Raw genomic sequence first — 21,616 nt, 5'->3', positions numbered from 1 at the left:
CGGATCCTCAGGCCGGCTCCCCGAACCCCGCCTGGACCTCCCGGCCCACGAAGTCGACGGCTGCCTGCGCGTCGGGGCCCGCGGCCACGACCGTGAGCGTCTTCCCCTGGCCGAGGCCGAGGCTCATCAGGAGCATGACGGACTTGCCGTCGACCCCGTTCACCGTGACCTCCGCGTCGAGGTCAGCGAGGCCGGTGGCGAGCGAGGCTGCCGGGCGGGCGTGGAGGCCCATCTGGTTCGGCAGTGTCCATGAGCCCCTGGCCGTCGGCCCTTGTTCCCCGTCCGGCACCGTGCTCGGTCCTGCCGACGCCGCGTCGGCGGAGGATCCCGGCGCCGCCGCGGCGTGCGAGACGAAGGGCTCGAGCTCCTCGGGCCGGATGGAGACGACGGCGCCTTCGGCTGCCCGCACCACCTCGTCCAGGGAGGACCCGCCCTGCGCCTGGACCGCTGCGGCGACGGCTCCTTCCACGAGGGCGGCCTGGGCGAGCCGGACCTGTTCCCGCGCCTCGGGTTCGAGGAATTCGAGCACCATCTCGGCCGTCATGACGGCCGATCCGAGGTCGGTGAGGACGACGACGCCGTCGCCGCCGGACGCCCGCCCGATCGCCGCCTGTACCAGGTCGAAACTCGTGCCGATGCGTGAGGGACCGGCGCCGTCGCCCGTCCCTCCGGCGGCCGCGAGGACGACGTCGGGCGCCATCTGGGCCGCGAGTTCGACGACGCCCTCCGCGATCTTCTGGCTGTGCGAGACGATGACGAGGCCGACGCTCACGCGACCTGCCCTCCGGCGGTCTCCGCCGCAGCTCGCAGGATGAGGGCCGTCGACACCGCCCCAGGATCCTGGTGCCCTGCACTGCGTTCACCGAGGTAGCTGGCCCTGCCCTTCCGGGCGATCAGCGGTTCGGTCGCGACGGCTCCGGCCTGTGCGGCGCCGGCCGCGGCCACCAGGACGTCGGAGGGATCCGCCCCGGCCTGGACCGCGGTCTCGGCCGCCTCGGTGGCTGGCGTCCAGGCGTCGACCATGGTCTTGTCCCCCGCCTCCGCCTTGCCGCGCGCGACGATGCCGTCGCGCGCAGCCCTGATCATCGCGGCGACCGCACCGGCGTCGATCTCCTCCGCATCCCCCAGGGAGGTGGCGGCGCGCAGGAACGCCGTCCCGTACAGGGGCCCTGCGGCGCCCCCGACGGTGGACATCAGCGTCATGGCGACCTGCTTCAGCACTGCCGCCGGCGTGCCGGGAGCGTCCCCCGCGTCGAGCTTGGCGACCACGGCACTGAAGCCCCGATCCATGTTCTCGCCGTGGTCGGCGTCGCCGATGGCCCTGTCGAGTTCGATCAGGAACGTGCGGTTCTCGGCGACGACGCGGGCCGTCTCACGGATCCACCGGACGGCCCACCGGGTGTCGAGGGGATTGGGCATCCTCACGCCCCCCAGCGCAGCGCTGCGGTGTGCACGGGCGAGTCCCACAGTTCGAGCATCTCGTCGTCGGCCCGCAGGACGGTCAGGGACGCCCCCTGCATCTCGAGCGCCGTGATGTAGTTGCCGACGAGCGAGCGGTCGATGGTCACGCCGAGCCCCTCGAGCAGCTGGGCGACCTTCCGGAACACGATGTACAGCTCGCTGGCCGGCGTGCCGCCCATGCCGTTCACCATCACGATCGTGCGGTCGCCGGAGGTCAGCTTCAAGTCCGCGACGATGGGATCCAGGAGCCGCTGCGTGATGCCGTCGGCGTCCTCCATGGCGATCTTGTGCCGCCCCGGCTCCCCGTGGATGCCGATCCCGATCTCGATCTCGTCGTCGGAGAGGTCGAAGCTCGGCACGCCGGCGTGCGGCACGGTGCAGGCCGCGAGGGCCACGCCCATGGAACGGACATCGTCGATGACGCGCTGCGCCACGGCGGCCACACCGTCGAGGTCGTCCCCGCGCTCGGCGGCCGCACCGGCGATCCGCTCCACGAGGACCGTCCCCCCGACGCCGCGCCGGCCCGCCGTGTACAGCGAGTCCTCGACGGCGACGTCGTCGTTCACGAGCACGGAGCGTACCGTGACGCCCTCCGCCTCCGCCATCTCGGCCGCGGTCTCGAAGTTGAGGACGTCGCCGGTGTAGTTCTTCACGATGTGCAGGACGCCGGCACCGCCGTCCACGGCCGTGGTGGCGGGGATGATCTGGTCGGGCGTCGGAGAGGTGAAGACGGCCCCCGGTACGGCGGCGTCGAGCATCCCGCGGCCCACGAACCCGGCGTGGAGGGGTTCGTGTCCGCTGCCGCCGCCGGAGACGAGGCCGACCTTGCCCTGGACGGGGGCGTCCCTGCGGGTGATGAACAGGGGCTCGGGATGGACTGTCACGAGGTCGGCGTGGGCGATGCCGAAACCCTCGACCGACTCATTGACCACTGCTTTGGGGTCATTGATGAGCTTCTTCATGGCGCTGCTCCTTGAGACTGCGAACGGACATTGGACAGCCTGCAGCCCGCCTCACATGGACCACCCTGGCCACTGTGAACGTTACCGCCCGTTCCTGCCCCTGCCTATAGGCCGGCGAAGCCCGTTCCTGCCCGTCGAACACCTGAGGGAGGGGCCCGGAACGGGCCCCTCCCTCAGGTCGGCAGGGCCGCCCGGTGAGGGGCGGCCGGTGGTGCGTCAGTCGCGCTTGAACGCGTCCTTGACGTTCTCGCCGGCCTGCTTGAGGCTCGAGCTGGCCTGGTCCTTGTGGCCCTCGGCTTCCATGCTCTCGTCCCCGGTCGCCTTGCCGAGACCTTCCTTGACCTTGCCGCCCAGATCCTGGCCCTTGTTCCCGATCTTGTCATCCAGTCCCATGGTGAGGACCTCCTTCGACTCGGTGTTCGGCCACCGGTTCCGGTGGCCTGCTCCGCACCCGCGAGGAATGCTAAGCAGTCTTACCTTATCCCGGTGCCCGGGTGGAACACCAGAGCGCGGCTCCGGCGTGTCACAGGTGCCGGATCATGCGGGTGTTGCCGAGGGTGTTCGGCTTGACCCGTGCGAGGTCGAGGAACTCGGCGACGCCCTCGTCGTGCGACCGGAGGAGCTCCGAGTAGACCCTGGGGTCGACGGCGGACTGGTCGGCCATGACCTCGAACCCGTGACGGCGGAAGAAACCGACCTCGAACGTCAGGCAGAAGACCCGGCTGACGCCGAAGGCCCGGGCCTCCTCCAGCAGCTGCTCCACCAGGGCGTGCCCCACGCCGCGACCGCGCGCGGCGGAGGACGTCGCCAGGGTGCGCACCTCCGCGAGGTCCTCCCACATGATGTGCAGCGCCCCGCAGCCGAGCACCACTCCGTCGTCGGACTCCGCGATCCGGAATTCGGGGAGGCCTTCGTAGTACGCCACGGTCTCCTTCGCCATCAGGATGCGCTCCTCGGCGAGCGGCTCCACGAGCGCCTTGATGGCGGGGACATCCGAGGTGCGGGCTGGGCGGATGATGAAGGGCGCGGTCATCCACCCCACTCTACTGAGCCCCGCGCGGCAGCAGGCCCGGCCGGAGACTCCCGGTCGGGCCCGCTGCGATCGCTGTCCCGGTCGGGCAGCACTGTCAGGCAACGCTGTCAGGCAACCCGGTCCGCATCCTCGTGGGCGCCCCGCGGTGGTTCCGCTGCAGTGCTCCGGCGTCCGGGGCGGGCGTCGTCGTCGTGTGCCTCCTCGATCGCCGCGAACGCGGGATCGTCCGCGTACGACTTCAGCTTCGCGAGGCGGTAGATGATGAGCCCGTAGACCGCCTTCGCCGCGATGTCGGCGAGGGAGTACCCGCCCTGCTTGAGGACCCAGGCGTCCGCGCCGGAGATCCCCAGCAGGGGCAGGGCATAGGCCAGCGGGTAGACGAGCCAGCTGGCCAGCAGCAGGATCCGCAGCCGGCCGATCAGGGGTTTCACGCCCGGAGGCTGCCGATCCAGGGACTTCGTGAGCTCGACGAACAGCACGTACAGGATGTACAGGAACGGAAGGGTCGAGAGCACACCCCACAGCACGCGGGTGCCGTCCGTCGAACTGATCTCCCCCGGATAGCCGAGGACGATCATGAGGGTCGCGGCCGGAATGAGCTTCCGGAGCAGCCGTGACTGCACCGCGCGGGCCAGGGCCAGCACGGCGATGAGTTCCACCAGCAGCAGCGGCACCGTCAGCAGCCAGTCGACGTAGCGGTACCCTTCGTTGAACGAGGCCCCGGCGGCCTGTGAATAGGTCCCCCGCCCACCGATCGCATCGGTGACGAAGGCATCCCTGAAGGAGTCGAAGATACGGAAGTAGTGGTACGCGGCGATCCCGCAGACCACGGCTGCGATGATCAGTGCCTGCCGGTACCGGGGAAGCACCCGCTGGAGCGCGAGTACCAGGAAGAGCGCGGTGAACAACTGGGCCGCGATGACGAGCGACAGGAAGTTGTAGACCGTGTCGTATTGGCCCTGGGTGAGGGCGTCAGGAATCATGGACATGCTCCTTCGGACGGAATCAGTGGCATGGGGCCCTGCATGCCGGTGGGTCAGGATGGGACCTGCTCCACTCCGATCGTGCAAAGATTCTACGCCTTGTAGAAAACTTGTCCAGAGGTACCGCTCCGATGTCAGAACCCGGCCGCGGGTCGGGGGAGCCTGTGGATCTCCCCGACCCGCACCGGCCCTAGAGTCCGAGTTCGGGCGGCAGGTCCCGCTCCTCGCCCAGGAGATGGGTGGCGAGGAACGCGTCGACGACTCCGTACCAGATCCTGGCGTGCTGGGGCTTCAGGATCCAGTGGTTCTCGTCGGGGAAGTAGAGGAACCGGTGGGGCGTGTCGCCGTCCTCGCCGGCAGGCAGCTTCGATTTCGACAGCAGTTCGTACCAGAGGCGGAGGCCCTCGCCGATGGGCACGCGGTAGTCCTTGTCCCCGTGGATGACGAGCATCGGCGTGGCGATGGCCTCTACGTGGTGGTGCGGGGAGTTCTCCTCCCGGGCCTCGGGCGTCATCTCCCGCTCCCAGTAGAACGCGGCGTCCGTCGTCGGACCGAACTGGTCCAGCGCCCAGAGGCTCGCGTGGGTGACGATCGCCGCGAAGCGGTCGGTGTGCCCGGCCACCCAGTTCGCCATGTAGCCGCCGAAACTGCCGCCCATCGCGGCGACCCGCGTCCCGTCGATGTCCTCCCGCGCCACGAGGGTGTCCGTGGCAGCCATCAGGTCCGTGTAGGGGGCGCGGCCCCATTGGCCCCACCCGCGGTCCACCATGTGCTGGCCGTACCCCGTGGAGAGCGCGGGGTCGGGGAGCAGGACGGCGTAGCCGCGCGCCGCCATGATCCACGGCGACCAGCGCCAGGTCCACGCGTTCCAGGAGCCGATGGGCCCCCCGTGGATCCACAGCAGGGCCGGCACGGGGGAGTCCGCGGACGCGCCGTCGGGCAGCACGAGCCAGGACCTGACGGTCTGGCCGTCCTCGCCGACCGAGTCGATCCGTTCGAGCGTGCCGGGCACCTCGGGGCGCTCCGCGGGGTTCTGCAGGCGTTCCGTCCGGCCGGTCGCGAGGTCGATGCGGACCGCCTCCGCCGGGAAGAGGTAGGAACTGCGCAGGGCGTAGGCGGTGGTGCCGTCGGGAGCGACGCGGACGTCGGTGTAGGCTGCGGCGTCCTCCGTCACCCGTCGCACGGCGCCTGTGGCGACGTCGATGGTGAAGACCGGCGCCGCGCCGTCGTCGTCGGCCGTGGCGACGAGGGCCGAACCGTCGGGCAGCCAGGCCGCGGGTGCCGGCCAGCGGTCCCACTCCCCGGCCAGCGTCGCGGGTTCCCCGCCGTCGAGCGGGAGGAGCAGCAGGCTGGTGCGTGGTGCGAGGTCGACCGTGGTGCGCCGGTCCCGGATGACGACGAGGAAGCGGCCGTCCGGGCTGACGGGCCCCGGGGAGTAGTCGTTCTCGCGGTCGTCGAGCAGGACGCTCAGTTCCTTGGTGGCGATGTCGACGCGGACGAGCACCGAGCGCTGGGATCCCCGCTCCTCCGGCACCGTGAAGGAGGAGAACAGGGCGGTCCCCTCAGGGTCCAGGACGGGATGGGCGTCCCGGAGGCCGCCCCGCGCGGACGGGACGAGGTCGTCGAGCGGGGCGTCGCCGTCGAGGTCCTTCAGCCCGAAGTAGCGCGGCTCGTCGGGGCCGAGGTCCGCGTCCCAGTAGCGGACGGGATACCCGGAGTGCAGGATGGCGGCGACGCCGGCCTCCTTGCGGGACTTCCGCCGCTCGGCGTCGTCCTCCTCGTTCGCCGAGCCGGCCAGCGCACTGCCGGTCACGACGACGACGTCGGCCGCGTCCGCCGTCGCCACCCCTGCGACGCCGCCCTCGCGGGTCAGCACCAGCGAGGCCTCCCCGCCGGTGGCCGGGAGCCGCCAGAGGGACGGGCGCTTCTCGCCGTCGGCGTCGTCCGGGTCCGGGCGCGACGACGTGAACAGCAGGTCCCCGCCGGCGAGGAACGCCGCCCCGGATTCTCCCGCGGAACTGCGCGTGAGCCGGCGGGCCGGGTGCTCGCCGGTGGGATCGACCTCCCAGAGCGCTGTCTGGTAGGCGGTCTTCTTGGGATCGAGGGTGGCCACGGAGGTCACGAGCCGCGTGCCCTCCCGGTTGAGGACGAGCCCGCTCAGGCGGGGCAGGGCGACGAAGTCGTCGAGTGAGGAGAAGGGGGTGGTCATGCGTCCATCTCTACCACCGGCTGTGGCCGCCGTCACAGACGTTCACTCAGGGACGAATCCCGTTGCTGCGGGCACCCATCCGGCGCCGGCCCGGGACGAAGCGAACCCGCCCCGGTGGCCCGGGGCGGGTTCGTCGTGCGCTGACGCCGGAGCGCCCGTCCTACTCGGGGACGGTCGCCTCGAGTGCGGCCGGGGAGTCCTCGAGTTCCTTGGGAGCGCCGTGTCCGACGAAGGTGAAGCGTGCGTCGGCACCCTCGCCCTCCACGTCGATGTCGATCCGCTCGCCCGACTTGATCTCGCCGAACAGGATCTTCTCCGAGAGCTGGTCCTCGATCTCGCGCTGGATGGTGCGGCGCAGCGGCCGCGCACCCATGGCGGGGTCGTAGCCGCGGGTCGCGAGGAGCACCTTGGCTGCGGGAGTGAGCTCGATCGACATGCCCTTGTCGGCCATGCGGCCGCTCAGGCGCTGCAGGAACAGGTCCACGATCTGCACGATCTCGTCCTGCGTGAGCTGCGGGAACACCACGGTGTCGTCCACACGGTTGAGGAACTCCGGGCGGAAGTGCTGCTTGAGCTCCTCCTGCACCTTGGCCTTCATCCGGTTGTAGCTCGTGCTGGTGTCGGTGCCGGACTGGAAGCCCGTCATGACGCCCTTCGAGATGTCCCGCGTACCGAGGTTGGTGGTCATGATGATCACCGTGTTCTTGAAGTCCACCATGCGGCCCTGGCTGTCCGTCAGGCGCCCGTCCTCGAGGATCTGGAGGAGCGAGTTGAACAGGTCCGCGTGGGCCTTCTCGACCTCGTCGAAGAGCACCACGGAGAACGGCTTGCGGCGGACCTTCTCGGTCAGCTGGCCGCCCTCCTCGTAGCCCACGTACCCCGGAGGGGCACCGAAGAGCCGCGAGACGGTGTGCTTCTCGGAGTACTCGGACATGTCGAGCGTGATGAGGGCGTCCTCCTCGCCGAAGAGGAACTCGGCGAGGGCCTTGGCGAGCTCGGTCTTACCGACGCCGGTGGGGCCGGCGAAGATGAAGGAACCGCCCGGACGCTTGGGATCCTTGAGGCCGGCCCGCGTGCGGCGGATGGCCTGGGAGATGGCCTTGATGGCCTCGTTCTGCCCGATGACCCGCTTGTGCAGCTCGGACTCCATGTTGAGCAGTCGCGAGGACTCGGCCTCGGTCAGCTTGAACACGGGGATGCCGGTGGAGTTCGCGAGCACCTCGGCGATGAGTTCCTCATCGACCTCGGCGATGTCGTCGAGTCCGCCGGACTTCCAGCGGCGCTCCTTGTCGCTGCGCTCGTCGTGGAGCTTCTGCTCCTTGTCGCGCAGCGCCGCAGCACCCTCGAAGTCCTGGGAATCGATGGCCGATTCCTTCTCGCGCTTGACGTCCGCGATGCGCTCGTCGATCTCCTTGAGCTCCGGAGGCGCGGTCATCCGGCGGATGCGCAGGCGCGCACCGGCCTCGTCGATGAGGTCGATCGCCTTGTCCGGGAGGAAGCGGTCCGAGATGTAGCGCTCGGCGAGCGTCGCCGCGCTGGTCAGCGCGCCGTCGGTGATCGAGACGCGGTGGTGCGCCTCGTAGCGGTCGCGCAGGCCCTTGAGGATCTCGATCGCGTGGGCCACGGAGGGCTCGGCGACCTGGATGGGCTGGAAACGGCGCTCGAGGGCGGCGTCCTTCTCGATGTGCTTGCGGTACTCGTCGAGCGTGGTCGCGCCGATCGTCTGGAGCTCCCCACGCGCGAGCATGGGCTTCAGGATCGATGCGGCGTCGATGGCGCCCTCGGCGGCTCCCGCACCGACGAGGGTGTGGATCTCGTCGATGAACAGGATGATGTCCCCGCGGGTGCGGATCTCCTTGAGGACCTTCTTCAGGCGTTCCTCGAAGTCACCGCGGTAGCGGGAGCCGGCGACGAGGGACCCGAGGTCGAGCGTGTAGAGCTGCTTGTCCTTGATCGTCTCGGGGACGTCACCGCGGACGATCGCCTGGGCGAGGCCCTCGACGACGGCGGTCTTGCCGACGCCGGGCTCGCCGATGAGGACGGGGTTGTTCTTGGTGCGGCGGGAGAGGACCTGCATGACGCGTTCCATCTCCTGCTCGCGCCCGATCACCGGGTCGAGCTTGGATTCTCGGGCAGCCTGGGTCAGGTTGCGGCCGAACTGGTCCAGCACGACGGAACCGGCAGGGGTTCCCTCCTGCTGGGGGCCGCCCGCGGCAGCGGGCTCCTTGCCCTGGTATCCGGACAGCAGCTGGATGACCTGCTGGCGGACACGGTTCAGGTCCGCTCCGAGCTTGACGAGCACCTGCGCGGCGACTCCCTCACCCTCGCGGATGAGACCGAGCAGGATGTGCTCGGTGCCGATGTAGTTGTGGCCGAGCTGGAGCGCCTCCCGGAGGGAGAGCTCCAGGACCTTCTTGGCCCGGGGGGTGAAGGGGATGTGACCGGACGGGGCCTGCTGGCCCTGGCCGATGATCTCCTGGACCTGCTCCCGCACGGCACCCAGCGAGATGCTGAGCGACTCCAGCGCCTTGGCGGCGACACCCTCGCCCTCATGGATCAGGCCAAGCAGGATGTGCTCGGTGCCGATGTAATTGTGGTTGAGCATGCGGGCCTCTTCCTGGGCCAGCACGACAACACGACGGGCACGATCTGTAAATCTTTCGAACATCAGACACACACTCCTAGCTAACGCGTAATTCGATGCTACGGGCACGGGGTGTGCTTTGGGCGCGTGTTCGCCACAGGCGAGATAACGCCGGAGTGCTTCCCTTCCGGCGCATCCCGGGGTGGGTCAGTGCTGGGCCGCCCGGTACGCCTCGACGATCTCGCTGTTCACGCGGCCCCGGGAGGAGACGTTGTAGCCGTTCTCCCTGGCCCATTCACGGATGCGGGCGGCCTCCTGGTTGCGTGAGGACGACGCCGTGCCCGAGGTGGCGGACCGCTGCTTGGACTGGCCGCCGCGTCGGGCTGCCCCGACGTAGTCGGACAGGGCCGACCGCAGCTCCGAGGCGTGCGTCTCCGAGAGGTCGATCTCGTACTGCACGCCGTCGAGCCCGAATCGGACCGTTTCGTCGGCTTCTCCGCCGTCGATGTCATCGATGAGGATAATCTTTACCTTCTGCGCCACGGTACTCTCCTGATATCCCTCGAATTGAATGCCCCTGAAATGATTATGGGGCATTGTGCAATCGAGGTCAAAGAAGGGCATTTTCCTGCTAGTTCTCCGGATCGCCCTTTTCCTCGGGTGCCGGCACGTTCCTCGCGTCCTCGGCGTCCTGCAATTCCTCCGCGCGTGCCATGGCCTCCCGCTCGGCCCGGTCGGCGTTGAATATGGCCTTGATCACGAAGTAGAAAAGAACTGCCAGGCAGGCCGAGGGCAGGAGGACCGCGACATATTCCATGGCTAGTGGCCGCCTTCGGGCTTGAGAATGGGGAAGAGGATCGACTCGCGAATTCCGACGTTCGTGAAAAGCATCACGAGGCGGTCGATTCCGAGTCCGATACCGCCCATGGGCGGGGCGCCGTATTCGAGCGCGCGGAGGAAGTCCTCGTCGAGTTGCATTGCCTCGTCGTCGCCGGCGGCGGCCTGGCGGGACTGCTCCGTGAGCCGTTCCCGCTGGATGACCGGGTCGATGAGTTCCGAGAATGCCGTCCCGCGTTCCATGCCCCCGATGATCAGGTCCCAGGCCTCGATGAGCCGCGGGTCCTCCCGGTGCGGACGGGCGAGCGGCTGGGCGGACGGCGGGTAGTCGTAGACGAAGGTCGGCTGGATGAGGGTGGGCTCGACGATCTCGGAGAACAGCTCGAGCACCACCTTCTCGGCACCCCAGGCGGGGTCGAGGGAGACCTCGTGCCGCTCGGCGATGGATCGCAGGTCCTCCACCGGGGTGTCCGGCGTGACCTTCTGCCCCACGGCCGAGGACAGGCCGGGGTAGACGCCGAGCCATGCCCACTCGCCGTCGAGGTCGATCGTGCCCTTCGCCGTCTCGATGGTGCGCGACCCGAGCAGGTCGGCGCAGGCGAGGATCATCTCCTTCATGCGGTCCGCCATGACGAACTGGTCCGCGTAGGCCTCGTAGCATTCGAGCATCGTGAATTCCGGGCTGTGCGTGGAATCCACACCCTCGTTGCGGAAGATGCGCCCGATCTCGTAGACGCGGTCGATCCCGCCGACGACCGCGCGCTTGAGGTACAGCTCGAGGGCGATGCGCAGCGTCATCTTCTGGTCGAAGGCGTTGAGGTGGGTCTCGAACGGCCGGGCGGTGGCGCCGCCGTGGACGAGCTGGAGGACGGGGGTCTCGACCTCGACGTAGTCGTGGCGGTTGAGCGTCTCCCGGAGGGTCCTGGTGATGGCGGCGCGTGTGCGCACCATCTGGCGGGCCTCCTCGCGCACCATGAGGTCGACGTAGCGCTGGCGCACGCGTGTCTCCTCGTTGACGCCTGCGTGCAGGGTGGGGAGCGGGCGGAGGGCCTTGGACGCCATGGTCCAGGAGTCGGCCATCACGGACAGTTCGCCGCGGCGGGAGCTGATGACCTCTCCGCGTACCTGCACGTGGTCGCCGAGGTCCACGTGGGCCTTCCAGTCGGCGAGGCGGTCGGCCCCGATCTCGGCGAGGCTCAGCATGACCTGGAGCCGCGTGCCGTCGCCCTCCTGCAGGGTCGCGAAGCACAGCTTGCCCGAGTTGCGGATGAAGACCACGCGCCCGACGACGGCGGCGTGCTTCCCGCTCGATTCCCCCGTGTCGAGTGCGGCGAACTCCGCTCGGACCTCTCCCAGGGAATGCGAGCGCTCCGGCCGGACCGGGTAGGGCTGGGTTCCGGCGTCGAGCAGGGCTGCGCGCTTCTGCAGCCGGAAGCGCATTTGCTCGTTGAGGTCGTCAGCGGGGAGGGTGTCGTCGTGGGTCACGGTAGACAAGTTTACGGCTCCCGCCCCGGCGTCCGGTGCGGGTCAGCGCGGCGCGGACAGGAAGGTGTTGTCGATCAGCCGGACGGCGCCCACGCGGGCGGCGACGACGGCGAGGGCCTCGCGCGGCTCCGGACCGAGGTCCTCCGCGGGGGCGAACGTGGCCGGGTCGACGACGTCCAGGTAGTCGAGGTCCACGCCGTCCACGGCGGTGATCTGCGCACGGGCTGCGGCGAGGTCGAGCGGTTCCCCGCGCGCGGCGCGGTCGCGGAGTGCGGCCAGCGTCCGCGAGAGGACCAGGGCCGCGGAGCGTTCGTCCTCGCCCAGGAACCGGTTGCGGCTCGACAGCGCCAGGCCGTCGGCGTCCCGCACGATCGGCACGCCCTCGACGCGCACCGGCACGTTGAGGTCGAGCACCATGCGGCGGATGAGGGCCAGTTGCTGGGCGTCCTTCTCGCCGAAGTACGCCCGGTAGCCGGCGCGGGTGGCGGGCTGCGCCAGGTTGAGGAGCTTGGCGACGACCGTCAGCATGCCGTCGAAGTGGCCCGGCCGGGAGGCGCCCTCGAAGAGCCCGCCCAGCAGGCCCGCGCTCACCCGGACGAGCGGCTCCCCGCCCGGGTACATGTCCTCGACGGACGGGGCGAACAGGATGTCGACGCCGCACTCCGTGAGCAGCCGCAGGTCGTCGTCGAGCGTGCGCGGGTAGCGGGCGAGGTCGGCCTGGTCGCCGAACTGCAGGGGATTCACGAAGACGGACGCGACGACGACGTCGTCGGCGGCGCGTGCCGCCCGCGCGAGGGCGGCGTGGCCGGCGTGCAGGCCCCCCATGGTGGGGACGAGACCGAGCGAGGGGCGCTCGTCCGCCACGCCGGGCCGGGCGGCGTCCAGCAGGGCGGCCGTGGCGACGCGGAGTTCCGCGGGGGTGGAGACGAGGAGCGGGGAGGCCTGGCTGGCGGGGCCGATCGGGATCACGGCTGGTCCTTCGGGGAGTGGGCGGACGCACGGGTGCTGTCAGCCCGTGCGGGAAGAGGTCGGGAAGAGATACGGGAGGGATGCGGGGGAAGCGCGGGAGGGTCAGGAGGTCCCGCCGTCGGAGGCGTCCGGCCCGTCCGGACCGTCAGGACCGTCCGGGGCCGCGGAGGCCGGCGGTCCGGGCGGCCGGTCGGCGAGGACCGCGAGGATCGCCTCGCCCTGGGCGGCCGAGAGGACGCCCCGCTCGAGGGCCCGCAGGGCCGTGGCACGCGCAATGCCCAGGTAGGCCTGGCGCGTGTCCGCTGCGTCGTGGGCCTCGAGCGCCGCGCGGTGGGCCCGGAGCGTCCCGGCGTCGCCGCGCGCCACCGGTCCCGTCAGGGCACCCTCGCCGGAGGACAGGGCGTTCTCGAGGGAGGCCTTCATGAGCGGGCCGAGCATGCGGTCCGGCTGCTGGACGCCGAGATCCGCGAGGAGTTGCGCGGACTGGGCGGCGATGGTGACGAGGTGGTTCGAGGCGTGGGCCAGGGCCGCGTGGTACAGCGCCCTGGACTCCTCCTCGATGACGACCGGCTCGCCGCCCATCTCGACGACGAGCGCCTGGGCGATCGGCAGCACGGCGGACGGGGCGGTGACCCCGAACATGCTGTCCGGGAGGCGCCCCAGATCCAGGGAGAGCCCGGTGAAGGTCATCGCCGGGTGGATCGCGAGCGGGATGGCCCCGGCCGCGCGGGCCGGGGCCAGCACGGCGGTGCCGAAGCGGCCGGAGGTGTGGACCACGAGCTGCCCGGCCTGCCAGGCGCCGAGCCGCGCGAGCCCATCGACCAGGCCCGGCAGGGCGTCGTCGGGCACCGCGAGCAGCACGAGTTCTGCCCGCTCGACGATGTCCGGGACGTCGAGGACCGGCACCCCGGGCAGGAGGTTCTCCGCCCGCTCGCGGCTCGCCTCGGAGACGGCGGAGACCCCGACGACGGCGTGGCCGGCGGAGCTCAGGGCGGCACCGAGCACGGAGCCGACCTTGCCCGCACCCACGATGCCGACGCCGAGCCGGCCGGGGCGGCGGGACGCGTCAGGAGCGGCCATCGGTGACCTCCTCCGGGTTCCGGGGAGCCGGCGCATAGCGCGGCACGAGGGGCATCACCGGGCGGGGAGGCGTCGCCTGCCCGGGGATCGGGCCGCCCCCGCCGACGGGACCCGCGCCCTCCGCGAGCGGCACGTCATCGGGCTGCGGCACGCCGTCGGGCCGGTGCCGGACGGCGGGGGATGCGGTGTCGGCGGGCCCTGCGTGTACGCCCTGCCCGCCGGGAAGGGGGCGCATCCACTGTTCGGGACCGCTGTGGCGCCGGGCCTCGGCGGCACGCGCCGCCTGGCCGTGGAACAGCTCCCACGCGGTCCGGACGTCGACGAGGAGCACGCGTGCACTGACCGGTCCCGGCGTCGTGTGCAGGACGAGCTGTGCCACGCGGAAACGACGATCCACGGGCCCCTGCTCGATCGCCAGCGATTGCGTCCGCTCGTGCGGGACGACGGCGAGCCGCCGCCACAGCACCCCGGAACGCAGGAGGAGGGCCGTGCCGGTCACCGCGAAGCCGGTGCGCCGCCACGCCAGCGGCGCGAGCCACCGGGCGCGGCGTGGGGTGGTGACGAATCCCTCCCCGCCGTCGCGCCCGTCCAGCCCGGTGGTGAAGAGTTCGACCGGCCGCTCCGTCCCGGGATCGGGCAGGACGAGGGCGAGGATCTGCAGCACCTCGTCGCGCGTACCGACGGGCAGGAGGGTGGCGCGGGCCTGCCCCTCGTTCGACGCCGACGCACCGTAACCGGCCACGTTCGCCGTCACGCGGTACCACCCCCTGAGCCGCCACAGCGGCGACTGGACGATGCCCAGCGCCTGCACCCGCCCGGGAGGCACGGTCTGCGCGCGGGTGTCGAGCAGGCCGTACCGGAGGCGCAGTCCGTCGGGGGAGGTCGCCGCCCGGAAGTTGTACCCCGTGCTCAGCGCGGACCAGTAGGATCCGACGACGCCGATCAGGATCGGGATGAAGGACGTCGCCACGATCGGGGTCTCGAACACCACGCCGAGCGTGACGATGACGACGGTGGCCACCACGAGGGCGATGCTCGTCCCGGACAGGACCGCGGAGCCGAGGACGCGGCCGGGCGGGACCACCACCACCTCGCGTTCGGGCGCCTCGGCGATCTCCTCCGGATGCTCCGGGTCGGGGTCCACCCCGGCGGCCCGGGCGAGGATCGTGGCGCGCAGCCTGCGGGCGTCGTCGAGCGTCAGGAAGGCGAGGCGGACGGCGGACTCACCGGCGTCGGCCACCTCGAACTTGAGTTCGGCGAGTCCGAAGATCCGGGCGAGGAACGGCTGCACGATGTCGATGGCCTGGACCCTGTCGAGCCTCGCCTGCCGTTGCTGGCGGAAGAGGACGCCGGAGTGTACGCGGACGTGGTCGGAGGTGACCTGGTAGCGGGTGCAGTACCAGGAGAGGAGGAACGCGGCGGCGATGAGCCCGACGACGCCCAGCAGGATCCCGACGGCGGCGAGGACACCGAGGCCCTCGGGGAGGGGGGAGCGCCCTCGCTCCCCCGGGCCGAACAGTCCTTCGAACCAGTCCCGGCCCACGAAGTAGAGGATGGCGACGAGGGCGATCCACCCGCGCACGAGGGGCGAGACGACGTGCACGCGCCGCCACTGCTCGGCGGGGTCCGCCTGCGGGCCGGCGTCGCCCGCGGCGGGCTGCGGCGGCCCGGGCGGCGGTTGCTGCGGGGTCGTCACAGCCCTGCCAGCCTGGCTTCTCCGCGCGCGGACAGCTGCTCGCGCAGCCGGGCGCCCTCGTCGGTCGGCAGCCCGGGGATCTGGGCGTTCGTGGCGGGGGACGCGGTGTGGAGCTTGAGGGTGCAGATCCCGAAGGCCCGTTCGAGGGGGCCGACGGCGACGTCGACGTACTGCATCCGGCCGTAGGGCACCACCATGGTGCGCTGGAAGATCACGCCCTGGCGGACCAGGAGGTCGTCGTCGCGCTCGGCGTAGCCGATGGCTGCCACCTGGCGGGGAAGGAGCAGACCCCGCCACACAACGGAGACGAGGACGACGCCGGGCAGCCCCCACGCGAGCCAGAGGGGCGGGAAGGACTCCCAGACGCCGGTGAGGCGGAGGACGAGGGGGACGCAGGCGAGGGCGAGCCACACCAGCGACCCGATGAGCCAGCCGAGCACCCTGGCCCGCAGGTACTTCGGCGATACCCTGGTCCACTCGAGCCCCGACGGGTCGATCGGTTCCCTACGCATACTCCCCCTCGCTCTCCCCGCCCAGCGCGCCCGTGCCGTCGTCGTCGGGCGGGAGCCTGCAGAAGTCCTCGACCACCAATCCCACCATGATCATCACGATCCCGCCCACCATGAGGGCCACCGAACCCCAGAGCGGCGCCACGGTGGAGCGGACGGACAGGAGTGCCACCTGGTCGACGAAGATCCCCGCGTGCCAGCCGAGGCTCAGCGCCCCGGCGTAGGCGCATGCCTGGGCGAGGACGAGGGTGCGGGTGGCGAGGATCGGGTCCAGGGGCCGGTCCCGCTTGCCGTTCCGCCAGAGCAGGACGCGCCGGCCGAAGACCAGGGTGATGGCGATGATCACCGCCGTGGTGACCAGGGACGTCAGCGGAAGGGTGGGCGTGCCGTAGCCGTTGCGGGTGGCGAACCAGTTGACCAGCCACCCGGCGAACCCGGCGACCAGCCCCACCACGGCCAGCCAGCGGAACCGAAGGGTGCTCACAGCGTCCTAGACTCCCTCGAACGGCACCAGGCCCGCAAGGTCCTCGGCTTCCGCGGCGAGCTCGGCCACCGGCCGCCCGCCGAGTTCGGCCCCGGCGTCCATCCACGCCCAGGGCTGCAGGACGAACGCACGGGTCGCGGCGCGCGGGTGCGGGACGGTCAGGGTCTCGTCGTCGGAGACCCAGGTCCCGTAGGTGATGATGTCGACGTCGAGCGTCCGCGGGCCCCAGCGGACGGTGCGCGTGCGGTGGTGCCGTTCCTCCACGGCCTGGCAGTGGGCGAGGAGCTCGTACGGGCCGAGGTCCGTCTCCACCTCGATCACCATGTTCAGGTAGTCGGGCTGGTCCGGACCACCGACCGGTTTGGTCCGCACCACGGGCGAGACCGCGTGGAGGCGGACGTTGTCCGATCCGACGAGGTCGGCGACGGCGAGGGACAGGGTGTCGTTGCTGGCCCCGAGGTTGCTGCCGAGCGCGAGCACCGAGCGTACGGTGCTCACGCCCGGCTCCTGCGCAGCGTCACGGCCACGTCGCCGAACGGTACCTCGATGGGGGCTTGCGGCTTGTGGACAGTGACGTCGACGGCCGCCACGGGGAAGCCGGCGAGGACGGCCGTGGCGATCGTCTCGGCGAGGGCCTCGATGAGGTCGAAGGGGTCGCCCTGGATGATGCCGTGCACCAGTTCGGCGACCTCGCCGTAGTGTGCGGTCCGGGCGAGGTCGTCGCTGGTGCCCGCGGGCTGCAGGTCGAGGTGGAGCATGAGGTCGACGGCGAAGGGCTGCCCGTCGCGGCGCTCGTGCTCGAACACGCCGTGGTGGCCGATGGCCGTGACGCCCGTGAGCAGCACGGTGTCGAGCTCCCCGGACGGCGAGCCGGGCCGACCCGGACGCACCTGAACGGTCACGGCTGCCGGCCGGCGGCAGCTGCGACCTTGACGGCGTCGAGCGTCGCGGCAGGATCGTGGACGCGCACCCCCCATGCGCCGGCCGCGGCGGCGAGGGTCGCGACGGCGAGCGACGCGTGGTCGCGCTCCGCGGGGGCGGCGGTCTTCCCCGCCGAGGTGAGCAGGGTCCCGAGGAACCGCTTCCGGGATGCGCCCACGAGGACACGGTGCCCGAGTGAGGTGAAGGCGTCGAGGTTCCGGAGGATCGCCCAGTTGTGCTCGTCGGTCTTCGCGAAGCCCAGCCCGGGATCGAGGATGATCCGGCCGGCGTCGACGCCTGCCGCGACGAAGCGGTCGCGCAGGCCGGTGAGTTCACGCACCACGTCGGCGACGACGTCGTCGTACTCGGCCAGGCCGCCCATGGTCGCGGCGGTCCCGCGGCGGTGCGTCAGGATGTAGGGGACCCCCCGCTCGGCCACCAGCGCCGGCATCGCGTCCTCGAACCGGGCGCCGGAGATGTCGTTCACGATGGCGGCGCCGGCATCGAGCGCCTGCCGGGCGGTCTCCGCGTGCATGGTGTCGATGCTCACCAGGGCTCCCGCCTTCACGAGTGCCGCGACGACGGGCAGGACGCGCTTCAGTTCCTCCTCCACCGGCACCTCGCGGGCGTTCGGTCGCGTGGACTCGCCGCCGACGTCGATGATGTCCGCGCCGCCGTAGTGCATGCGCAGCCCGTGGCCGATGGCGTCGTCCGTCGAGGAGTACAGGCCCCCGTCGCTGAAGGAGTCGGGGGTGACGTTCAGGATGCCCAGGACGACGGCGCGGTCGGTCGGCAGGTCGTGCACCGTCCGGGGGACGCGGACGGGCCGGATGACGGGCAGCGGCGAGGTCGCCGGCCCGGTCCCGGGCGCTGCGGCGAGTGAATCCATCGGGGTCGGTCCTACCTTCCGAGTATGAGGCTCATGGCCTCGGCGCGCGTCGCGGTCTCGCGGAGCTGGCCGCGTACCGCGGACGTGACGGTCTTGGCGCCTGGCTTCCGCACCCCGCGCATCGACATGCACATGTGCTCGCACTGGATGACGACGATCGCGCCCTTGGGTTTCAGGTGTTCCATCATCGCATCAACGATCTGGCTGGTCAGCCTCTCCTGGATCTGCGGGCGCCGCGCAAAGACCTCGACGAGGCGCGCGAGTTTGCTCAGGCCCGTCACCCGGCCGTCCTCCGACGGGATGTAGCCGATGTGCGCGGTCCCGTGGAACGGCACCAGGTGGTGCTCGCAGGTGGAGTAGAAGGGGACGTCCTTCACCAGCACGAGCTCCTGGTGGTCGATGTCGAAGGACGTCGAGAGGACCTCGCCCGCATCCTGGTGCAGGCCCGCGAACATCTCCGCGTAGGCCTTCGCCACGCGCTTCGGGGTGTCGAGCAGGCCGTCGCGCCCGGGATCCTCGCCGATGGCCGCCAGGATCTCGCGGACCGCCCGCTGGATCCGAAGCTGGTCCACCGGCGACCCGGTGGCGGCCAGGGCGGCATCCACCACTTCGTCGTCGAAATCTGTCACGGGTTCTCCCCTTCGGTATGGCACTCCTCGCCGCCGGCCCCATGGCCGGGGGCGTTCCTCTGCAGGACCGGCCGTCCTAGCGGTCCGTGCCCTCCGTGCCGCCCGCGCTGTTCCGGGGCCCGTTCTCCGCCGACTCGGGCGAGGGCAGGTCCGACTCGTGGACGTCGAAGTCGTTCGGGAGATGGGCGTGCGCGATCTGGTCCTGCGGCGCCACGGTCTCCGGGGCGGGCTGGCCTCCCTCGAGGGCCTCGGCGCGTTCCTTGCGGGAGGTGACCGGCGGCAGCGAGTGCACGGGGCGGGTCTGCTTGGACAGCCAGACCTCCCGGAGCTCACGCTTGCGGACGTGGGTGAAGACCTCGGCGATCTCGGCCTGGTTGAGCGTCTCGCGCTCGAGCAGCTCCAGGGCGAGGCGGTCGAGGACGTCCCGGTTCTCGGTGAGGATCTGGTAGGCCTCGTCGTGCGCGTTGTCGATGAGTCGGCGCACCTCCTCGTCCACGACGAGGGCGAGCTGGTCGGAGTAGTCGCGGTCGCTGCCCATGTCGCGTCCGAGGAAGGGCTCTCCCGCGCCCTGGCCCAGCTTCACCGCGCCGACGCGCTCGCTCATCCCGTACTGGGTGACCATCTTGCGCGCGGTCCCCGTGGCCTTCTCGATGTCGTTCGAGGCACCCGTGGAGGGGTCGTGGAACACGATCTCCTCGGCGACCCGGCCGCCCATCGCGTAGGCGAGCTGGTCGAGGAGTTCGTTGCGGGTCACGGAGTACTTGTCGTCGCTCGGCATGACCATCGTGTATCCCAGCGCGCGTCCGCGCGGCAGGATGGTGACCTTGGTGACCGGGTCGGTGTTGCGGAGGGCCGCGGCCACGAGGGCGTGGCCCCCCTCGTGGTAGGCCGTGATCTTCCGCTCGAGTTCCTTCATCAGGCGGCTGCGCTTCTGCGGTCCGGCGATGACGCGGTCGATCGCCTCGTCGAGGGCGCGGTCGTCGATGAGCTGCGCATTGGAACGGGCCGTGAGGAGCGCCGCCTCGTTGAGGACGTTCGCGAGATCGGCCCCCGTGAAGCCCGGGGTCTTCTTGGCGACGCCCTTGAGGTCGACGCCGGACGCCATCGGCTTGCCCTTGGAGTGCACGGAGAGGATGTGCTCGCGACCCCTCATGTCCGGGGCCTCGACGCCGATCTGGCGGTCGAAGCGGCCCGGGCGCAGGAGGGCGGGGTCGAGGACGTCGGGGCGGTTGGTCGCGGCGATCAGGATCACGTTGGTGTTGGCGTCGAAGCCGTCCATCTCGACCAGCAGCTGGTTGAGGGTCTGCTCGCGCTCGTCGTTGCCGCCGCCCACGCCGGCACCGCGGTGGCGCCCGACGGCGTCGATCTCGTCCACGAAGATGATGGCGGGTGCGTTGTTCTTGGCCTGCTCGAACAGGTCCCTGACGCGGGATGCGCCGACACCGACGAACATCTCCACGAAGTCGGAGCCCGAGATCGAGTAGAACGGCACTCCGGCCTCGCCCGCGACCGCGCGGGCGAGGAGGGTCTTGCCGGTCCCGGGAGGGCCGTAGAGGAGCACACCCTTGGGGATCTTGGCGCCGAGGGCCTGGAACTTCGCGGGCTCCTGGAGGAACTCCTTGATCTCGAGCAGTTCCTCGACCGCCTCGTCCGCACCGGCGACGTCGTTGAAGGTGACCTGGGGCATGTCCTTGGTGATGAGCTTGGCCTTGGACTTGCCGAACTGCATGACCTTGGAGCCGCCGCCCTGCATGCGGCTGAGGAGGAACCAGAAGATGACGCCGAGGATGAGGATCGGGAAGATCAGGCCGGCGAGGCTGAGGAGCCAGTTGCTCTCGGCCGGCTGGTCGGTGAAGCCGTCCGTGTCCGAGGTGTTGATCGCGTCGACCACGGCCTCCGCGCGCGCGGTGCTGTAGAAGAACTGGACACTCCTGCCCATGTCCTCGTAGTCGTCGCGCAGCGTGAGGTCCACGCGCTGCTCGCCGTCGTAGATCTTGGCCTGCGACACCTGGTCATCTTCGAGGAGCTGGAGCCCGACGTTCGTGTCGACGCGGGAGCTGCCGGTGCCGAACAGGCTGGGCAGGACCAGCAGGAGCGCCACGACGGCCAGGACGATCCAGAAGATGGGCCCCTTGAAGATGTTCTTGAATTTCATACGTCTCAGGGCGGCAAGCCCTGTCCCTCCTGCTGATGCAAGTAAAAATGTGCGGCCGCACTGCCGTGCTGGGGCCCCCTGAGCACCTCAACATATACACGGTCTGAGATTGACCACGCGTGGATCAGGGCAATAGTTCCCTCACGGCGTAGCCCCGGCAGCCCGTCGCGCGGGGGTCCTACTCGTAGACGTGGGGCGCCAGCGTGCCGATGAAATCGAGGTTGCGGTACTTCTCCGCGAAATCCAGGCCGTAGCCGACGACGAACTCGTTCGGGATGTCGTAGCCGACGTACTTGACGTCGATCGCGACCTTCGCGGCGTCGGGCTTCCGCAGGAGCGTGCAGATCTCGACCGAGGCGGGACCGCGCGACAGGAGGTTGGCCTTGAGCCACGAGAGCGTCAGGCCGGAGTCGATGATGTCCTCGGCGATGAGGACGTGCTTGCCCATGAGATCCGTCTCGAGGTCCTTGAGGATCCGGACGACGCCGGAGGACTGCGTACCCGAACCGTAGGAGGACACGGCCATCCAGTCCATGGTGATGTGGGAGTGCAGGGCCCGGGCGAGGTCGGCCATCACCATCACGGCACCCTTGAGGACGCCCACGAGGAGGATGTCCCTGCCCTGGTAGTCGGCGTCGATCTGCTGCGCGAGCTCGTTGATCCGCTGCTGGATCTCCTCCCGGGTGTAGAGGACGTGCTTGAGATCTGACTGGACGTCGTTGGAATCCAC

Annotated in this window: 22 protein-coding genes; all 22 read right to left on the bottom strand. The window is 70.5% G+C overall.

What is annotated here, in order from left to right; translation table 11 throughout:
* Positions 1-7: 7 nt before the first annotated feature.
* The 22 genes from dhaM to hpt all read right to left on the bottom strand — a co-directional run bounded on the left by dhaM (position 8) and on the right by hpt (position 21,616).
* Entirely contained in the window at positions 8-772 is a 765-nt protein-coding gene (gene dhaM / locus ACX80P_RS12535) for a dihydroxyacetone kinase phosphoryl donor subunit DhaM (protein ID WP_459278432.1), read from the bottom strand.
* Positions 769-1,419 (bottom strand): dihydroxyacetone kinase subunit DhaL, encoded by a 651-nt coding sequence (dhaL, locus tag ACX80P_RS12530; RefSeq protein ID WP_459278431.1) that lies wholly within the window; start codon positions 1,417-1,419, stop codon positions 769-771. The genes dhaM and dhaL overlap by 4 nt, the downstream gene beginning before the upstream one ends.
* 2 nt (positions 1,420-1,421) lie before the next feature.
* Positions 1,422-2,423, bottom strand: coding sequence for a dihydroxyacetone kinase subunit DhaK (dhaK, locus tag ACX80P_RS12525; protein WP_459278430.1), 1,002 nt, complete (start codon positions 2,421-2,423; stop codon positions 1,422-1,424).
* A gap of 216 nt (positions 2,424-2,639) precedes the next feature.
* The gene (locus tag ACX80P_RS12520) at positions 2,640-2,816 is read right to left on the bottom strand and encodes a CsbD family protein (RefSeq protein ID WP_459278429.1); all 177 of its coding nucleotides are present in this window, start codon (positions 2,814-2,816) and stop codon (positions 2,640-2,642) included.
* 130 nt (positions 2,817-2,946) lie between these two features.
* A complete protein-coding gene (locus ACX80P_RS12515; protein ID WP_459278428.1) occupies positions 2,947-3,456 on the bottom strand; it encodes an amino-acid N-acetyltransferase in 510 nt (169 codons plus the stop codon).
* A gap of 107 nt (positions 3,457-3,563) precedes the next feature.
* The gene (locus tag ACX80P_RS12510) at positions 3,564-4,439 is read right to left on the bottom strand and encodes a bacteriorhodopsin-like (protein WP_459278427.1); all 876 of its coding nucleotides are present in this window, start codon (positions 4,437-4,439) and stop codon (positions 3,564-3,566) included.
* A 190-nt stretch (positions 4,440-4,629) separates the two neighbouring features.
* Positions 4,630-6,648 carry a S9 family peptidase gene (locus ACX80P_RS12505; protein WP_459278426.1) on the bottom strand — a complete coding sequence of 673 codons (2,019 nt, stop codon included), beginning with the start codon at positions 6,646-6,648 and terminating at the stop codon, positions 4,630-4,632.
* A 160-nt stretch (positions 6,649-6,808) separates the two neighbouring features.
* On the bottom strand, positions 6,809-9,316 hold the full coding sequence (locus ACX80P_RS12500) for an ATP-dependent Clp protease ATP-binding subunit (protein WP_459278425.1): 2,508 nt from the start codon (positions 9,314-9,316) through the stop codon (positions 6,809-6,811).
* 123 nt (positions 9,317-9,439) lie between these two features.
* Positions 9,440-9,775 carry a histone-like nucleoid-structuring protein Lsr2 gene (locus tag ACX80P_RS12495; protein WP_459278424.1) on the bottom strand — a complete coding sequence of 112 codons (336 nt, stop codon included), beginning with the start codon at positions 9,773-9,775 and terminating at the stop codon, positions 9,440-9,442.
* 88 nt (positions 9,776-9,863) lie between these two features.
* Positions 9,864-10,049 carry a hypothetical protein gene (locus ACX80P_RS12490; protein ID WP_459278423.1) on the bottom strand — a complete coding sequence of 62 codons (186 nt, stop codon included), beginning with the start codon at positions 10,047-10,049 and terminating at the stop codon, positions 9,864-9,866.
* Positions 10,050-10,051: 2 nt separating this feature from the next.
* Positions 10,052-11,509, bottom strand: a complete 1,458-nt coding sequence (gene lysS / locus ACX80P_RS12485) for a lysine--tRNA ligase (RefSeq protein ID WP_459278528.1) — start codon at positions 11,507-11,509, stop codon at positions 10,052-10,054.
* Between the two features lie 87 nt (positions 11,510-11,596).
* Positions 11,597-12,523, bottom strand: coding sequence for a pantoate--beta-alanine ligase (panC, locus tag ACX80P_RS12480; protein WP_459278422.1), 927 nt, complete (start codon positions 12,521-12,523; stop codon positions 11,597-11,599).
* Between the two features lie 102 nt (positions 12,524-12,625).
* Positions 12,626-13,603: a Rossmann-like and DUF2520 domain-containing protein gene (locus tag ACX80P_RS12475; RefSeq protein ID WP_459278421.1), complete on the bottom strand. Its 978-nt coding sequence runs from the start codon at positions 13,601-13,603 to the stop codon at positions 12,626-12,628.
* Positions 13,590-15,299: a PH domain-containing protein gene (locus ACX80P_RS12470; protein WP_459278420.1), complete on the bottom strand. Its 1,710-nt coding sequence runs from the start codon at positions 15,297-15,299 to the stop codon at positions 13,590-13,592. Before ACX80P_RS12470 ends, ACX80P_RS12475 begins: the two co-directional genes overlap by 14 nt.
* The gene (locus ACX80P_RS12465) at positions 15,296-15,811 is read right to left on the bottom strand and encodes a PH domain-containing protein (protein WP_459278419.1); all 516 of its coding nucleotides are present in this window, start codon (positions 15,809-15,811) and stop codon (positions 15,296-15,298) included. Before ACX80P_RS12465 ends, ACX80P_RS12470 begins: the two co-directional genes overlap by 4 nt.
* Entirely contained in the window at positions 15,804-16,292 is a 489-nt protein-coding gene (locus ACX80P_RS12460; RefSeq protein ID WP_459278418.1) for a DUF3180 domain-containing protein, read from the bottom strand. The genes ACX80P_RS12465 and ACX80P_RS12460 overlap by 8 nt, the downstream gene beginning before the upstream one ends.
* A 6-nt stretch (positions 16,293-16,298) precedes the next feature.
* Positions 16,299-16,790, bottom strand: coding sequence for a 2-amino-4-hydroxy-6-hydroxymethyldihydropteridine diphosphokinase (gene folK / locus ACX80P_RS12455; RefSeq protein WP_459278417.1), 492 nt, complete (start codon positions 16,788-16,790; stop codon positions 16,299-16,301).
* A complete protein-coding gene (gene folB / locus ACX80P_RS12450; protein WP_459278416.1) occupies positions 16,787-17,194 on the bottom strand; it encodes a dihydroneopterin aldolase in 408 nt (135 codons plus the stop codon). Before folB ends, folK begins: the two co-directional genes overlap by 4 nt.
* On the bottom strand, positions 17,191-18,102 hold the full coding sequence (folP, locus tag ACX80P_RS12445; protein WP_459278415.1) for a dihydropteroate synthase: 912 nt from the start codon (positions 18,100-18,102) through the stop codon (positions 17,191-17,193). The genes folB and folP overlap by 4 nt, the downstream gene beginning before the upstream one ends.
* A gap of 11 nt (positions 18,103-18,113) precedes the next feature.
* Positions 18,114-18,731: a GTP cyclohydrolase I FolE gene (gene folE / locus ACX80P_RS12440; RefSeq protein ID WP_459278414.1), complete on the bottom strand. Its 618-nt coding sequence runs from the start codon at positions 18,729-18,731 to the stop codon at positions 18,114-18,116.
* Between the two features lie 76 nt (positions 18,732-18,807).
* Positions 18,808-20,886 carry an ATP-dependent zinc metalloprotease FtsH gene (gene ftsH / locus ACX80P_RS12435; protein WP_459278413.1) on the bottom strand — a complete coding sequence of 693 codons (2,079 nt, stop codon included), beginning with the start codon at positions 20,884-20,886 and terminating at the stop codon, positions 18,808-18,810.
* 178 nt (positions 20,887-21,064) lie between these two features.
* A complete protein-coding gene (gene hpt / locus ACX80P_RS12430) occupies positions 21,065-21,616 on the bottom strand; it encodes a hypoxanthine phosphoribosyltransferase (protein WP_459278412.1) in 552 nt (183 codons plus the stop codon).

The sequence above is a fragment of the Arthrobacter arabinosi genome (assembly GCF_054511115.1).
Note: the sequence above shows the minus strand (reverse complement) of the source record. Positions and strands in the feature narration are given on the sequence as shown.

What these genes read in the sequence shown, in the direction of transcription:
- dhaL (WP_459278431.1), bottom strand. Translation starts at nt 1,419, where the DNA reads ATGCCCAATCCCCTCGACACCCGGTGGGCCGTCCGGTGGATCCGTGAG.
- dhaK (WP_459278430.1), bottom strand. Translation starts at nt 2,423, where the DNA reads ATGAAGAAGCTCATCAATGACCCCAAAGCAGTGGTCAATGAGTCGGTC.
- ACX80P_RS12520 (WP_459278429.1), bottom strand. Translation starts at nt 2,816, where the DNA reads ATGGGACTGGATGACAAGATCGGGAACAAGGGCCAGGATCTGGGCGGC.
- ACX80P_RS12515 (WP_459278428.1), bottom strand. Translation starts at nt 3,456, where the DNA reads ATGACCGCGCCCTTCATCATCCGCCCAGCCCGCACCTCGGATGTCCCC.
- ACX80P_RS12510 (WP_459278427.1), bottom strand. Translation starts at nt 4,439, where the DNA reads ATGATTCCTGACGCCCTCACCCAGGGCCAATACGACACGGTCTACAAC.
- ACX80P_RS12505 (WP_459278426.1), bottom strand. Translation starts at nt 6,648, where the DNA reads ATGACCACCCCCTTCTCCTCACTCGACGACTTCGTCGCCCTGCCCCGC.
- ACX80P_RS12500 (WP_459278425.1), bottom strand. Translation starts at nt 9,316, where the DNA reads ATGTTCGAAAGATTTACAGATCGTGCCCGTCGTGTTGTCGTGCTGGCC.
- ACX80P_RS12490 (WP_459278423.1), bottom strand. Translation starts at nt 10,049, where the DNA reads ATGGAATATGTCGCGGTCCTCCTGCCCTCGGCCTGCCTGGCAGTTCTT.
- lysS (WP_459278528.1), bottom strand. Translation starts at nt 11,509, where the DNA reads ATGCGCTTCCGGCTGCAGAAGCGCGCAGCCCTGCTCGACGCCGGAACC.
- ACX80P_RS12475 (WP_459278421.1), bottom strand. Translation starts at nt 13,603, where the DNA reads ATGGCCGCTCCTGACGCGTCCCGCCGCCCCGGCCGGCTCGGCGTCGGC.
- ACX80P_RS12465 (WP_459278419.1), bottom strand. Translation starts at nt 15,811, where the DNA reads ATGCGTAGGGAACCGATCGACCCGTCGGGGCTCGAGTGGACCAGGGTA.
- folP (WP_459278415.1), bottom strand. Translation starts at nt 18,102, where the DNA reads ATGGATTCACTCGCCGCAGCGCCCGGGACCGGGCCGGCGACCTCGCCG.
- ftsH (WP_459278413.1), bottom strand. Translation starts at nt 20,886, where the DNA reads ATGAAATTCAAGAACATCTTCAAGGGGCCCATCTTCTGGATCGTCCTG.